At 39.2% G+C, this 15,099-nt stretch carries 13 protein-coding genes; 8 read left to right on the top strand and 5 right to left on the bottom strand.

What is annotated here, in order from left to right; all coding sequences use genetic code 11:
• Window positions 1–80: 80 nt before the first annotated feature.
• The 5 genes from AC6H0V_RS13180 to AC6H0V_RS13160 form a co-directional block, all read right to left on the bottom strand.
• The gene (locus AC6H0V_RS13180; RefSeq protein WP_497560655.1) at window positions 81–770 is read right to left on the bottom strand and encodes a YjjG family noncanonical pyrimidine nucleotidase; all 690 of its coding nucleotides are present in this window, start codon (window positions 768–770) and stop codon (window positions 81–83) included.
• Window positions 771–841: 71 nt separating this feature from the next.
• Window positions 842–1,159 (bottom strand): low molecular weight protein tyrosine phosphatase family protein, encoded by a 318-nt coding sequence (locus tag AC6H0V_RS13175; protein ID WP_497560654.1) that lies wholly within the window; start codon window positions 1,157–1,159, stop codon window positions 842–844.
• Between the two features lie 76 nt (window positions 1,160–1,235).
• Window positions 1,236–1,880 carry a uracil phosphoribosyltransferase gene (gene upp, locus AC6H0V_RS13170; RefSeq protein ID WP_497560653.1) on the bottom strand — a complete coding sequence of 215 codons (645 nt, stop codon included), beginning with the start codon at window positions 1,878–1,880 and terminating at the stop codon, window positions 1,236–1,238.
• Window positions 1,881–2,171: 291 nt separating this feature from the next.
• Window positions 2,172–3,479, bottom strand: coding sequence for a polysaccharide deacetylase family protein (locus AC6H0V_RS13165; protein ID WP_497560652.1), 1,308 nt, complete (start codon window positions 3,477–3,479; stop codon window positions 2,172–2,174).
• A gap of 146 nt (window positions 3,480–3,625) precedes the next feature.
• The gene (locus AC6H0V_RS13160) at window positions 3,626–4,138 is read right to left on the bottom strand and encodes a DUF6702 family protein (RefSeq protein WP_497560651.1); all 513 of its coding nucleotides are present in this window, start codon (window positions 4,136–4,138) and stop codon (window positions 3,626–3,628) included.
• An 87-nt stretch (window positions 4,139–4,225) separates the two neighbouring features.
• Here AC6H0V_RS13160 and AC6H0V_RS13155 point away from each other — a divergent pair, with 87 nt between their 5' ends.
• From AC6H0V_RS13155 to AC6H0V_RS13120, 8 genes are all read left to right on the top strand, one after another.
• Entirely contained in the window at window positions 4,226–4,810 is a 585-nt protein-coding gene (locus AC6H0V_RS13155; protein WP_497560650.1) for a HupE/UreJ family protein, read from the top strand.
• 10 nt (window positions 4,811–4,820) lie between these two features.
• Window positions 4,821–7,241 carry a M1 family metallopeptidase gene (locus AC6H0V_RS13150; protein WP_497560649.1) on the top strand — a complete coding sequence of 807 codons (2,421 nt, stop codon included), beginning with the start codon at window positions 4,821–4,823 and terminating at the stop codon, window positions 7,239–7,241.
• Window positions 7,242–7,548: 307 nt separating this feature from the next.
• Window positions 7,549–9,585 carry an excinuclease ABC subunit UvrB gene (uvrB, locus tag AC6H0V_RS13145; RefSeq protein ID WP_497560648.1) on the top strand — a complete coding sequence of 679 codons (2,037 nt, stop codon included), beginning with the start codon at window positions 7,549–7,551 and terminating at the stop codon, window positions 9,583–9,585.
• 62 nt (window positions 9,586–9,647) lie between these two features.
• On the top strand, window positions 9,648–10,922 hold the full coding sequence (locus AC6H0V_RS13140) for a DUF3472 domain-containing protein (RefSeq protein ID WP_497560647.1): 1,275 nt from the start codon (window positions 9,648–9,650) through the stop codon (window positions 10,920–10,922).
• 42 nt (window positions 10,923–10,964) lie between these two features.
• Window positions 10,965–11,165: a YwbE family protein gene (locus AC6H0V_RS13135; RefSeq protein ID WP_497560646.1), complete on the top strand. Its 201-nt coding sequence runs from the start codon at window positions 10,965–10,967 to the stop codon at window positions 11,163–11,165.
• Window positions 11,166–11,205: 40 nt separating this feature from the next.
• Window positions 11,206–11,724: a hypothetical protein gene (locus AC6H0V_RS13130; protein ID WP_497560645.1), complete on the top strand. Its 519-nt coding sequence runs from the start codon at window positions 11,206–11,208 to the stop codon at window positions 11,722–11,724.
• 88 nt (window positions 11,725–11,812) lie between these two features.
• Entirely contained in the window at window positions 11,813–12,067 is a 255-nt protein-coding gene (locus AC6H0V_RS13125; protein ID WP_497560644.1) for a DUF4834 family protein, read from the top strand.
• 151 nt (window positions 12,068–12,218) lie between these two features.
• Entirely contained in the window at window positions 12,219–14,675 is a 2,457-nt protein-coding gene (locus AC6H0V_RS13120; RefSeq protein ID WP_497560643.1) for a YfhO family protein, read from the top strand.
• The last annotated feature ends 424 nt before the right edge of the window (window positions 14,676–15,099 follow it).

Below are 15,099 nucleotides of genomic sequence, written 5' to 3'. Positions count from 1 at the left end.
TGAAACCGATAAAACCTTGCGGATCTATAGCCATGTATGTTGGTGAATGCATTTTGATGTGTTCCTCAGCATGGAAAAGATTAAAAATGGTCGAGCAGTTCTTCGAGACTAAAAATTTGCCAAACTACATCGGCAGGCTGTTCAATTTTTAAGGGATTGAAGAAAATGGCCTGCATTCCAAAGTCCTGTGCTCCACGGACATCGGCCTCCAAACTATCGCCAATCATGATGCTTTCTTCTTTTGAGGCGCCCGCTCTTGATAAAGCCTGCTCAAAGATTAATTTATTAGGCTTGTTAACCCCTACATCTTCAGAAATAATTACTTGCGTAAAATAGGGGTTTAGGCCCGAAAGGTTCATTTTTGTTAGTGTGGTTTCTTTAAAGCCATTTGAAATAATGTGCAACTGATATTTCTGTTGTAAATAGGCCAACACCCTTTGCGCTCCTTCGAAAAGATTGGTTTTGGTGGGGCTCATCTTTACATAATCGTCTTCAAACTGATGTGGTACTTGATCGGGCTGTACACCCAATTCCAAAAACGTATTTTTAAACCTTTCTTCTCTTAGGGTCTCTTTGGTAATCTCGCCTAAATGGTAGCGTTGCCATAGGCGATGATTGTTCTCTGTATAGCGCTCGATAAATTTTTCGGCCGAATGAAGCCCTAATGCTTTCAGCTTATAAACTTCATAAAGTTCTAATAAGGTTTCCTGCGCATTGCGATCAAAATCCCAAATGGTGTGGTCTAGGTCGAAGAAGATATGTTTGATCACTTGAGTTGTGAATTGTGAGTGTTTCCAAGTTAATAGGAACAAAATTACTTAAAATAACACAACATTTTTAGTTAAAGGTAGGGCCCAACCTTATTCTCGATTTCTGAGATCAGTTCTTTGTCCATATATTGATAATCGTCTGGAATTTCTAAAACAACAATTTTTTTTCCCTGCAATTCATCCCTAAAATTTCCTTGGATTCTAGTTCTATGCTCTTTCTCCATCACAAAAATAAGGTCTGCCCAATGTATTAGTTTCGAACTGATTTTAATTCTGGCGGATGCTGATGTGCCTGCGGATCTAACTTGATGCAATGGATGATTTTGATAAATCGTTTCTGCGGTTAAGCTTCTCCATTTGTTTCTACTGCAGATAAAAAGGACGTTCATTTGTATTGATCGTTGTAACGTTGTAAATTGAACCAACTGAAAACTGAAATCCCGCTAGCTATCGGGAGAAAACTGATTACTGTTTCAGCCCAAAAGCCAAATCTCCTGCATCCCCTAATCCGGGTACGATATAGGATTTGCTCGTCATTTCATCATCAATTGCACCCAGCCAAAGATCGGCCTTTGGAAGGTTGGCACGTACATGTTTTACGCCTTCTGTGCTGGCAATGGCTGCCACGATGTGGAGTTTTTTAATTTTGAAACGGTTGATCAGTTCTTTGGCGCAAAGTACCATGCTTAATCCGGTTGCCAACATCGGATCGGCTAGGATCACCACTTTTCCTTCTAGATCTGGAGCAGAGATATGTTCCATCTGAATAATGAAATCTCCATTTTTCTTTGTTTTGCGATAAGCAGTAATAAAAGCACAGTCTGCTTGATCAAAGACACTTAGTAAACCAGTTTGCATGGGTAGACCCGCTCTTAAAATGGTAGCCAATACAGGTTGTTGCGCCAATACATTACTTTTTGCTATGCCTAAGGGAGTTTGCGTGTCTGTTTCTATATAATTTAAGGTTTTGCTTATTTCGAAAGCAAAAAAAGCACCTAAACGCTCCAGATTTTTTCTAAAACGCATGGAATCTTTCTGGATTACTTCATCTCTTAATTCAGCAATAAAAGTATTAGCAATTGATGGGGTTTTGCTTAGGTCGAAGATCATAGAGTAAATATAAGGATTTTAGTCCATAGTCGATAGTCCATAGTCAATGGTCAGTATAGCGTACAGCGTACTGCGTATTGAGATTGGGAGCACATAGGAGTATGCCTAAGCAAAATGCTGTTTTAAGCGTGATATATAGGGACACTATGCTCTGCATCCTGTCTCAATACGCACTACGCACTACTCAATACTACTTCTCAGCAATTCGTGATAAACCATATAAGAAATATAAGGCCATTTAAGAGGGCGAACTTATATTCTCTTCGATGTTTTATATGGTTTTTTTAGATTTTATTCGCTACTGCTCTTCAGCATCTCATCATATACCATTTTCCAGCCCTTCCATTTTCCTGTTTCCGAAAGTGATTCATTATGCCATAAACTACAAAAAGTGCCGTCAACCAACTTTACATTCGAAAGCAGTTCCTCAATCTTTGCTATAGCTTCGTTGGGGCTTAACTTTAAATATTGTTGTAAGGTTACATCCATAACCGCAAACGGATGCACTTTTAAATGGGCTTGTTTCTCTAATTGAAGGTCGTACCAAAAAAATGAAGTACAGGTGCCGGCCCTAAATCCTATTTGAGAGGCATAGCCCATAGAATAATCATGATTGATGCCTGCTTTTATCAGTTGAAGATAGGTTTGGGGCAAATGTATTTTAAGGAAATGCTGCCGCGACGCATCGATCTTTTTCTGTGTAATTAGTTGAAGTGCATGCAGTTCCTCACTTATCTTTTTGGTTTCGATATTTGAGGCATAAGAAGTATGGACACCAATCTGTGCAGTTGCCGAAACCTCATGGATCAGGTTCTTAAAAACCTCATCTTCTGGATTTATGTTCTGATCAAACTCTTCATGGCCCTGTTTAGCCAATAAGAAAAAGAAAATGGGCTGGAGCTTATACTGTTGATGAATGGAAGATAAATAGTCGTACGTATCAAACGGATCATGCTTGCCAAGGCCTGTCTTAATGATATCGACGATCTTCTCTGTATTTAAATTTACGGCAGCTTTGATAATTCGGGCCGTATTTTTTACTAATCCACTAGATCTAAAATGATAGGCCCTATCTACATCAATAGTTGGTACAAACTTGAATTTTCTCCTGCCAAACGTTAAAGAGGGAAATTTTTTAATCAGAATATTTTTTAAAATAATGGCCCACTTATCAATAATTGGAGTTTTTAAAAGATCTAATTTATATTGTAAGCTTAACTCTGCGGGATAACGTTGGTGTTCATCGGCCTCAAAGGGGAGGTATTCTTCATAACGGCTTAAAAAATAGAATGAAGCTGCGAAAACATCGAAAGGCAAAGTGCCCTTTTCTACCGCAAACGGAACCTGTTGATCGCCAAAAGTGGTTATCTTAAGGTCTAAATGTTCAACTTTATGCTTTATTAAAAGGGGAGAACAGCAAAAGAACAGTTCATCGCCCAATGGCATATCGCTATAGCTGATTTTTGGGGCCTTACTAATTGCGAAATCGGCAGCAATGCTGGTAAATTCAAAATCACAACTTAAAATTTCCCTAAAAATAAAGTTGAAAATATACTTTATCCTGGGCGTAACTTTAGGGCTATATATTAACAACTGCATAAGTGCTTAAAGATATTCGTAAATCTTAATTAAGTGAATAAGAATTTGTAATATTTTTAGAGAGGTTCATGGTTCATGGCAAATAGTTCATAGCTCGGGAGTATAGGCATCATGTCTATGAACTATGATCTATGCACCATTAGCCCCTAATTAAATATAATGCTTAACTCTCGATTTGGGTAATTTACATGTGTACTTTTTCTAATCCCTCCTTTTTCAACATGTAAAATATTCATCTGATCGTCGAAAAGATCATAAAGTACGCTATTTGTCACGTTTATTTTCTGGAAGGAAGCGATGTTGGTTATTTCCAGATATACGTTGGTAGCTTCGTCATCTTTCTCAAACCCTACATACTGGGGTGTAGCACTTTTCCCATTTACCTGAAACTGCAAATGTGCTACCATGTATTTTTTTACCAATTCTTCCATCGCTTTATGCATATTGGGTTTAGTGAGATCTATTTTGGCTTTGAGTTGCTTGGCTAAAACAGATTCGAAATCATCGGTATAAATTCTACAGCTAATCTCCAAGCTTTTTTCTTTCGCGTTGAAATTAATCTCCGTAGTGCTCACATGTAGTGGATGTTTTTTTTCTAGACTTAAAAAAAGAGGAAAAATCAATGAAATGAGTAACAATTTCGAAGAGATAGCAGTCATTTAAGCTTGATTTGGATTTAATAATTAAAAAGAATTTATTTTTAGCTTTCAAAAATAGCAAAGCTTTTACATATAGTCACATCAATTATGCCACTAAGCGATTTTCTGTTTTATTTTAAGTTAGGGTGGTTGCATATTGTAAGCCTTGATGCATTGGACCACCAACTTTTTATCTTGGCATTGGTAACGGTTTATACCGCCAAGAACTTAAAACAGGTTTTAATTCTGGTTACTGCGTTTACCATCGGCCACTCGTTAACCCTATTTCTTAGTGTATTGGATGTGATCAGATTTTCGAGCAAGTGGGTAGAATTCCTAATTCCATGTACCATTTTTATTACAGCGCTGAGCAATTTGCTTAAAAGGGATTTTTCTTTAAAAGCGATAAATACAAATTACTACCTTGCATTGTTGTTTGGATTGATCCATGGCATGGGATTCGCAAATTCGGTTAGAATGATGTTGGCGAGGGACCAAAATGTGGGCTGGGGATTATTTGGATTTAACGTTGGACTAGAATTTGGGCAGATCCTATTTGTTATCCTGATTTTGATGGCCACATGGGTTGGCCTTTCCTTTTTTAGGATTAAACGAAGCTCTTGGGTGATATTTTTATCAGCAGCCGTATTTAGCCTGGCTTTAAAAATGGCTTTAGAAAGAATTCCTTACTAATTTATATACGATGAATAAATTTTACAAATGTTTCCTTTTATTGGCTTTAACCAGTCAGTGCATTTTTGCCCAAAACATACTTAATAATCCTGGAAGTAACCATGGTAATAAGTTTGAGCAGTTGGGTACTATCCTAAGTACACCCAATGAGCAACGTACAGCAAGTGGCGCCCCGGGTGTGAAATATTGGCAACAACGTGCCGATTATAACATCAAATGTGAACTTGATGAAAAGCAGTTGCTGTTAAAAGGCAGCGAAACCATAACCTATTTTAACAATTCGCCCGATGTGCTAACCTACATCTGGATCCAGTTAGATGAGAATGAGCATAATAATTTAAGAAATGCAGGCTATCAAAGCAGCAGTCGAATGCCGATTGGTGCCAGTCCGGCGCAAGTAGATAACTTAAGTGCGGATAAAACAGTCGACAATGGATTGGGAATCTCCATCCTCAAAATCACTGACGCTACCGGAAAGAAACTAAGCTATACCATCAATAAGACCATGATGAGGATTGAAGTTCCTGCATTAAAGTCTGGAGCACAGTTTATATTTAATATCGACTGGAACTATAAAATAACCGATCGGATTGCTGGTGGTGGCCGCGGAGGATATGAATTTTTCCCGCAGGATGGAAACTACCTCTTTACCATGACCCAATGGTATCCACGTTTGTGCGTATATAGCGATTTTCAAGGATGGCAAAACCATCAGTTTACTGGAAGAGGCGAGTTTGCTTTAACTTTTGGAAACTTTAAGGTACAGATGACCGTGCCAGCAGATCACATGGTGGGATCTACGGGCGAATGCATAAACTATAGTGCAGTACTTACGCCAACCCAATTGGCCCGGTATAATAAAGCAACAACTAGTACTACTGCACCAGTAGAGATTGTAACCCTTGCGGAAGCAAAAGCTGCCGAGACCAAAAAATCAGACGCCAAAAAAACATGGGTTTTCCAAGCTAATAATGTACGTGATTTTGCATGGACAGCTTCACGAAAATTTGTTTGGGATGCCATGGCGCAACCCATCCGAGGTAATGCCAAAAATGTAATGTGCATGAGCTTTTATGGTAAAGAAGCCTATAGTTTATACAGTAAATTTTCTACCCGTGCAGTTGCACATACCATTAAAACCTATTCAGATTTTACCATCCCTTATCCCTATCCGGTTGCACAAAGCATAGAGGCGGCTAACGGAATGGAATATCCGATGATCTGTTTCAACTACGGTCGTACAGATGCTGATGGAACCTATAGCGAAAGCACAAAGAACGGAATGTTGGGGGTTGTTATCCACGAAGTAGGACATAATTTCTTTCCAATGATCATCAATAGCGATGAGCGTCAATGGACCTGGATGGACGAAGGTTTAAACTCTTTTGTAGAATATTTAACCGAAGAATTGTGGGACAATAAGTTTCCAAGCAAAAAAGGCCCAGCTTATACCATCGTTCCTTACATGAAAATGTCCAAAGACCAATTGGAACCTATCATGTCCAATTCTGAGAACATTGTTAATTTTGGACCGAATGCCTACTCAAAACCAGCTACAGGTTTAAATATGTTACGTGAAACCATCATGGGCCGCGAATTATTTGATTATGCATTTAAGGAATACTCGAGAAGATGGGCATTCAAACATCCAACTCCAGCAGACTTATTTAGAACAATGGAAGATGCCAGCGGCGAAGACCTGGATTGGTTTTGGAGAGGATGGTTTTATGGTACAGATGCCTGTGATATTTCATTAGATAGCGTACGCTTTGCAAAAGCAAGTTACGAAGGCCTTGCTGCTGGAAACGGTGGAGGAAGATTTGGTAATGGTGCTGGTGGCGCAAGAGGATCAAGGGTGGATAGGCCATCTGTAAACCCATTTGAAGATATTTCTAAGATCAGAAACCGAGAAAACGGTAACATCAAATTTTATACGGATAAAGATTTAGCTGCAAGAGATTTCTACTGGAAATATGACAGGGGCATGGTTGAAATTGATACCACCCAAATGCCTAAGGCTACTACCCAGGCCAGACTTCCTATGGAAGAATTTACAGCAGATGAAAAAGCTAAATATGCCAATAAGTTCTTCTACGAGCTAAGTTTTGGAAATAAAGGTGGTTTGGTAATGCCGATCATCGTTGAGTTTACCTTTAAGGACGGCACCAAAATGGTAGATAGAATACCAGCCCAGATCTGGAGACTGAACGAATTGAAAGCGTCTAAATTCTATGTGCATGATAAAGAAGTTGCCTCAATTAAATTAGATCCGATGCGTGAAACTGCCGATATCGACGAAACCAATAATACTTGGGGATCAGGAGCAACACCAACCAAGTTCCAATTATTTAAAATGCGTGCAGGTGGCGCTCCGGCAAGAGGACAATCTGTTGGAGCAAACCCAATGCAGTTGGAGAAGAAAGGAAAATAATAAAAACTTACGAAGTCTCTCAGACTTCGTAAGTTAATGAAAAAGCCCATCTAGAATTTTCTGGATGGGCTTTTTCTTTGCCGCCTTTGCGAGGCCTTCCTTCAAGACCGAAGCCTACCTGCAGCAGGGAGGCAATCGCCTTGCTGACGGATTAAGCGTCCCATCGGCAAGGAGATTGCTTCGGCTGAAAAAAACAACCTCGCAAGGGCGGATCCTTACAAACTCCCAACTCCCCACTAGTTTTTGTTGAAAAATCAGACTTTTAGACTACCGAATTTTGACTCCAGACTGCTATCTTTATCCTACCATGAAATTCAGACTCACTTCAGATTATAAGCCCACCGGCGATCAGCCAACCGCCATTAAACAGCTTGTCGAAGGCGTTAATGCCAACGAGCATTATCAGACATTGTTGGGAGTAACAGGTTCAGGGAAAACCTTTACCATTGCTAACGTAATTGAGCAAACCCAGAAACCAACATTGATTTTAAGTCATAATAAAACCCTTGCCGCCCAACTTTACGGAGAGTTTAAACAATTCTTCCCCGAAAATGCCGTCAATTATTTTGTTTCTTATTACGATTATTATCAGCCGGAGGCTTACATGCCTACTACCAATACCTACATTGAGAAAGATCTAAGTATCAACGAAGAAATAGAAAAACTGAGGTTGCGTACTACTTCTGCTTTAATGTCGGGCAGGCGCGATGTAATTGTGGTTTCGTCTATTTCCTGTATTTATGGTATGGGAAATCCAGAAGATTTTTCGAGATCTGTATTTCGTTTTGGCGTAGGTACACGAATAAGTAGAAATTCGTTCTTGCACAGCTTGGTAGAAATTTTATATGCCAGAACCATTAATGATTTTAAGCGCGGAACATTTCGGGTTAAGGGAGACACAGTTGATATATTTCCAGCATATCTAGATAGCGCCTATCGCGTTTCTTTCTTTGGCGATGATATTGAAGAACTAACCGTAATTGACCCCATTACCGGAAAAACCTTAGAGAAGTTAGAGGATATGGCCATTTATCCGGCCAACCTGTTCGTTACCCCTAAAGAGAAATTTAACTCTTCAATCTGGGGCATACAAGAGGAATTGGAACTGCGGAAGAACCAATTGATGAACGATAGACAATTGCTAGAAGCGAAACGATTGGAAGAGCGCGTTAACTTCGATATCGAAATGATGAAGGAACTTGGATATTGCTCTGGAATTGAAAACTATTCACGGTTCTTTGATGGAAGATCGCCAGGTATGAGACCTTTCTGCCTGTTGGACTACTTTCCAGACGACTATTTAATGGTAATTGATGAAAGCCACGTAACCGTACCACAAATTAGGGCAATGTATGGAGGCGATCGCTCGCGTAAGATGAGTTTAGTAGAATATGGTTTCCGCTTACCTTCTGCTTTAGACAATAGGCCCCTTAATTTTGATGAGTTTGAACGATTGGCACCCCAAACCATTTATGTAAGTGCTACACCTGCAGCATACGAATTGGAGAAAACGGAGGGTGTGATTGTTGAACAGGTAATTAGACCTACGGGACTCCTAGATCCAATAATTGAGGTGCGACCAGCAATTAACCAAGTTGATGATCTATTAGACGAGATCGATAAGACCATTAAAATGGGAGATCGTGTTCTGGTAACTACCTTAACCAAGCGCATGGCCGAAGAACTGACCAAGTATATGGATCGTTTAAATATTAAATGCCGTTACATACACTCAGAAGTTAAAACTCTGGAAAGAGTAGATATCCTACGTGGCCTACGTTTGGGCGAATTTGATGTGTTGGTCGGGATTAACCTATTGCGCGAAGGGTTGGACTTGCCGGAGGTGAGTTTGGTGGCGATTTTAGATGCCGATAAAGAAGGGTTTTTACGCTCGGATAGGGCATTAATCCAAACTATTGGACGGGCTGCGCGAAACGATAGGGGCCGGGTAATCATGTATGCAGACCAAATGACCGATTCGATGGATAGAACCATTGACGAAACCAATCGGAGAAGAGATAAACAGATTGCCTATAACTTAGAGAATGGAATAACGCCAAAAACAATTGGTAAAACACGAGAAGAAATTATCGAGCAAAGCTCTGTACTCGATTTTTCTGAGAGTAAGGCGAGAAATAAGGCCTATGTTGAAATTGATGAGGTAAGCATTGCTGCCGACCCAATTGTACAATACATGACCAAGGATGAAATGAAAAAAGCAATCGATAAAACAAGAAAAGATATGCAGAAAGCAGCAAAGGATATGGATTTCTTAATGGCAGCCAGAATGCGTGATGAAATGTTTGCCCTAGAAAAAGTGTTTGCAGAGCGGTTTAGTAAATAGCATTTCAATATGCGATAAGCGTATGGCGATTAGTTTACCGCATACGCCCAAACTTTAAAAATATGCGATTTAAATTCATTCTTCTTGCCTCCTTTTTAGCTATTTCCTCTATTTCATTTGCACAAAGTATAATCCTGCCCTTGGGTGGCAATACATATATTACCCACTCACACGGAGCAAAAATAACCGACCGAGGGATTGAAAACTGGACCGACCCTAACGAAATCATCACCGCGTACCTTCGAATTACCCAACCAGGTTCGCTGGTTATTTCTGTTCATAAAATCAACAACCTTAGAGGTAAAGCAGTAATCGAATGGGGTATAGATGGGAAAATTACCCGAATGAGGTATGATGGAGCTAAAAAATCGGCAAATGCGGTAGGCACTTGGGATATTAAAGACACAGGTTATGTGGCCCTCACGATAAAAGGAATCAGCAGATCAGAAAATCACTTTCCATCCATTGAATCGCTAAGTATTGAAGGCACTGCTATAAATGAACGAACCTCTTATGTTAAAAGTAATGAAGGTAATTACTTTTATTGGGGTCGGCGAGGACCATCTGTTCACCTTAACTATCAAACGCAGGAGCAAACTGAGGCAGAATGGTTTTACAATGAAATCACAGTGCCCAAAGGCAATGACGTAATAGGTTCTTATTTTATGGCCAATGGTTTTGCCGAAGGATATTTTGGCATCCAGGTAAATTCTGCAACAGAGAGAAGAGTGCTATTTTCGGTTTGGAGTCCTTTTAAAACAGATAATCCGAAAGAAATCCCTCAAAGCCATAAAATTATCATGGTAAGCAAAGGGGAGAACGTGTATACAGGAGAGTTTGGCGATGAGGGTTCTGGCGGACAGGGCATTTTGAAATATAACTGGAAAGCAGAAAGTACCTATAAATTTTTGCTTCATGCGTTGCCATCTGGCGATGGATATACAACCTACACCGCCTACTTTTTTGCTCCCGAACTGAACCAATGGCAACTGATAGCCTCATTTAAGCGCCCTCAAACCCAAACCTATTTAAAGCGACTGCATTCTTTTTTGGAAAATTTTGTTCCGGAAACTGGAGATCAAACGCGAACGGTAATTTTTAAAAACCAGTGGATTTATGATACCAAAGGAAATTGGAGCGAGGTAACCACCGCTCGCTTCACTACAGATAACACCGGCACGATAAATTATCGCAAAGATTATGCTGGAGGGCTTGCTGAAAATAATTTTTACCTTAAAAACTGTGGGTTTTTTAATAATTTTATACCGCCTAAAACCGTTTTTATCAGAAAACCGGGGAACAAAAAACCTGAAATCGATTTTAGTAAATTGCCATAGTTAAACCACCGCCAAACGCTTAGCGCTTCACACCCCCCACTTATGCAAGGTCAGAACAGAAAAGACATTTACCCAGGTTTAGAAGTTGGGATTATCCTAAAAAAGGATCAGCGCTCGGGAAACATCACCTATGGTGTAGTAAAAGATCTGCTTACTTCATCCTCCTTCCACTCCCGTGGGATAAAAGTACGATTGGTGGACGGACAGGTGGGTAGGGTTACAGAAATAGTTGAAGAAATTTAAATCTGATATGGATTTTGGCTTTAATTAGCATCAATTAATCATGAAGAGAATATTACCACTGATCGCATTTCTTTTTTGCGTCAGTTACAGCTTCGCCCAAAGGGCAGAAACTGTAAAAAAAGTTCAGGACAATGAAATCAGTTGTCTTTGCTGTAACCCCTTTGATCTTGCAAAGATCCCTTTATATGTGGTGAACGAAAAAATAGTGCCGTATGGATCTGTTTCCATCGTAGATCCAATGCAGATCGATTCGTTGACTGTTTTAAGGCAAAGTGAGGCGGGTATTTATAGAGATGGCGCAAAAAATGGGGTAATTGTGATAAAGATGAGAAAGAACGTACAATGGTTGAGCGTGGCAGAAGTTCTTTCTAGAAATGGAATCAAGTTAACCGATAAGACACTTCCCATTTATTTTAAAGGGACACCTTTACACTTTGATTTCCTATTGGTAAATACGAGCAAAAGGCTTATTATTAAACTTGTTGACTCGTCTCCAATTAGACCAATTTTAAGTATCTATTCAGGAAAATACTTGTCGATTTCTGAAACAATTGACTAGCGCACATTGTAATTAAAATGCAATTATCTTTTTAAGAAGTAACAAAAAATTAATTAGCACGTCTATATTTGTGTTTACAATTGACTAAATGAAATACCTTTTAGAATTTATTCTTATCGCCATTATCATACTTTGGGTAATCAGAGTAATCATACGAGCAATATTCCCTGTAATGCTTAAAAGTGTGTTCGGTAATATGCAAAATCAAGCTACAGGAAATCAACAACAACCACGTTCTTCTAAACCAGAAGGTGCGATATCTATAGATTACATGCCTAAACAAGAGAAAAAGGGCAATGCCGATAAGTTAGGCGATTTTGTAGATTACGAGGAAGTGAAGTAGTTTACTCCCGATAGCTATCGGGATGGCAGTGCACAGTTGTAGTTGGCAGTCTCGCCAAACGCCATGCGCTAAGCTCTTTTGCAAAAATAATACTTCCTAATCTCTTTCAATTTTCTATTTTTGAGGCTAGTTTAATTTTAATATAGCCTTAATGAACAATTGGTTTAAAAATAATGGCACTCATGTAGCCATCATTGCACTATTTTTAGTTATTTCTTTCGCTTACTTCTTTAAGCCCTTACTTGATGGCAATGTGCTTGCACAGAGTGATGTGGTGCAGGCTAAAGCCATGCAAAAGGAAATAATGGAGTACAAGGCCAAAGATGGCAAGGGCCCGTTGTGGACCAATCAAATGTTCGGCGGAATGCCCGCTTATCAAATTTGGGTACAGTATGCCTATAATGGGGCTACCTATGGCATTGCACTCATTACAAAAACCTTTCCCACACCAATTGGTACCGTTTTACTTTTGTTAATTGGTGCTTACTTTTTGTTCATTACTTTAAAAATAAACCCCTGGCTTGCTGCTGCGGGTGCCATCGCCTTTGCTTTCACCACCTATAATTTCGTCTTAATTGCCACAGGTCATAGCAATAAAGCACTGGCTATTGGCTTCTTTGCTCCAATTATTGCAGGCCTGATTTTAACATTAAGAGGTAGATATTGGCTGGGAGCAAGCTTAACTGCGCTGTTTTTGTCTTTGGAAATAAGGTCAAACCATATTCAAATGACTTATTACCTCTTCCTATGTATCCTTATTTATATGGGGATTGAAATTTACCACGCTTATAAAGATAAGAAACTTCCTCTGTTAGGAAAAGCACTTGGATTTTTAGCGGCGGCACTAGTAATTGCGGTTATGGTAAATGCGAGCTTACTGTGGACTACATCAGAATATGCCAAAGAAACAAACCGCGGAAAATCAAATCTAACCACTCAGGCTGGAAGTGAAACCGGTATGTCTAAAGAATATGCCTACGGCTGGAGTCAGGGTGTAGGCGAAAGCTTTACCTTTTTGATGCCTGATCTGTACGGTGGAAGCCATTTGAAGAAATTAGACGATAAATCTGATGTATACAAAACGCTGACAGGCATGGGTGCCACACCAGAACAGGCTATCGGCCTTACCCAACAAATGCCTACCTATTGGGGAGAGAAATCATACACTGCAGGAGGATATTATTTTGGTGCCATTATTTGCTTTCTATTTGTATTTGGTTTATTTATCGTCCGTAACAGATTTAAGTGGTGGATTTTAGGTACAACCGTTCTTTTCATGCTCTTGTCATTTGGAAAGAATTTCCCATTAATATCAGATTTGTTTTTCGACTATTTCCCACTGTATAATAAATTTAGAGCCGTTGAATCTATTTTGGCTGTTGTTGGGCTAATGGTTCCCATTTTGGCATTTTTGGCAATAAAAGAGGTGCAAGACGGAAATATCGATCAAAAAATATTAGTGAAAAAATTAACCTGGTCTGCAGCCATTACTGGCGGATTTTCATTGTTGGTAGCGATTATGCCAACAGTATTCTTCAATTTTAGAACAGATCACCATTCGGATTTTGTTAACGACTTAAATCAGATTTTCCAAAACAACGAGCTATCTCAAAAGGTAGGTAATGCGCTGATCCAGGATCGAATTTCTATCGCTAAATCAGATGCCATCAGAAGTTTTCTATTTATTTTAGTTGGCTTTGGTATAGTTTGGGCCTACATTACCAAGAAGTTGAATATGCAGTTGGCTTTTGGACTTTTAACCTTAGCTGTGCTGATTGATATGTGGCAGGTAGATCGCAGGTACTTAAATAACCAAAACTTTAGACCAAAAAGTGAGGTTGCCAATTCATTTCCGCAACGTGATGTAGATACTTTCATACTTGCCGATAAAGACCCCAATTTTAGGGTTTACGATCAATCTATTAATACTTTTAGCGAAGCTAGTACCTCTTCGTTCCACAAAACAATTGGCGGTTATCATGCAGCAAAGCTGAAAAGATACGACGAGCTTATCCAGAACCAGTTTTCGAAAAGTGTTAACCAGGATGTACTGGATATGTTAAATGCGAAGTATTTTATTACGCAGGATCCAAAAACCCAGTCGTATAAAATGGTGCGAAATTCAACAGCCCTGGGCAATGCATGGATTGTACAAGGTGTGCATTTTGTAAGCAATGCTGATGCAGAAATGGCAGCGATCAACAGCTTCGATCCGAGTAAAGAAGCAATTGTGGATGAACAGTTTAAGTCGCAGATCGATACCACGCGGTTAGGAGTAGATCCAACGGCATTTATAAAAATGGATAGCTATAATCCGGATCACATTGAATATTCATATAGTGCACCTAGAGACATTATTGCAGTATTTTCTGAGATCTACTACGATAAAGGTTGGAACATGTATGTAGATGGGAAGCTAAAACCATATTTCAGAGCAAATTATGTATTGCGAGCCGCCCAGTTAGAAATGGGAAACCATAAGGTTGAATTTAAATTTGAGCCAAAATCTTACTATGTTGGCGAAAAAATATCCCTCGCAGGATCTATTCTATTACTTGGCTTTCTAGGCTTCGCTGGATATACTGAAGTTAAGAAGAAGAAAGTCTAGCTATTCATCCGATGATTGCCAATCATCGAATGAATAATTTAGCCGCAGATGCGCAAATTGACTCATAAATCTGCGAATCTGCGGCCTTATAATAGCAATCGTCGGACGGATAGTACCCATCCGATGATTATCCACCGTCATATATCCATGTCCTACCGATTAGTATTTTTAACCTGCCGTTAAACCGTTCCTCTGTCCTTAATTTCTTATTAATCTTGTGATGTTTTTACATTAAATAATAAACGAATTATGGAAACTATTATACTTATTGGACTAATCTCATTGATTGCATTTTTCTTTAGTCCTTTTGAACTTACTATCGAAGAAGAGAAAGATTGAGTTTATTAGACATAACACTCCCTTAATCTCTTGTTAATCTACTGGTTGTTAATTTGTAGTATAAATTAATCATCATGGAAGCAAT

Source organism: Pedobacter sp. NO84 (assembly GCF_059703915.1).
The sequence above is the reverse complement of the archived record's forward strand: the minus strand, read 5'-3'. Positions and strand labels throughout refer to the sequence as shown.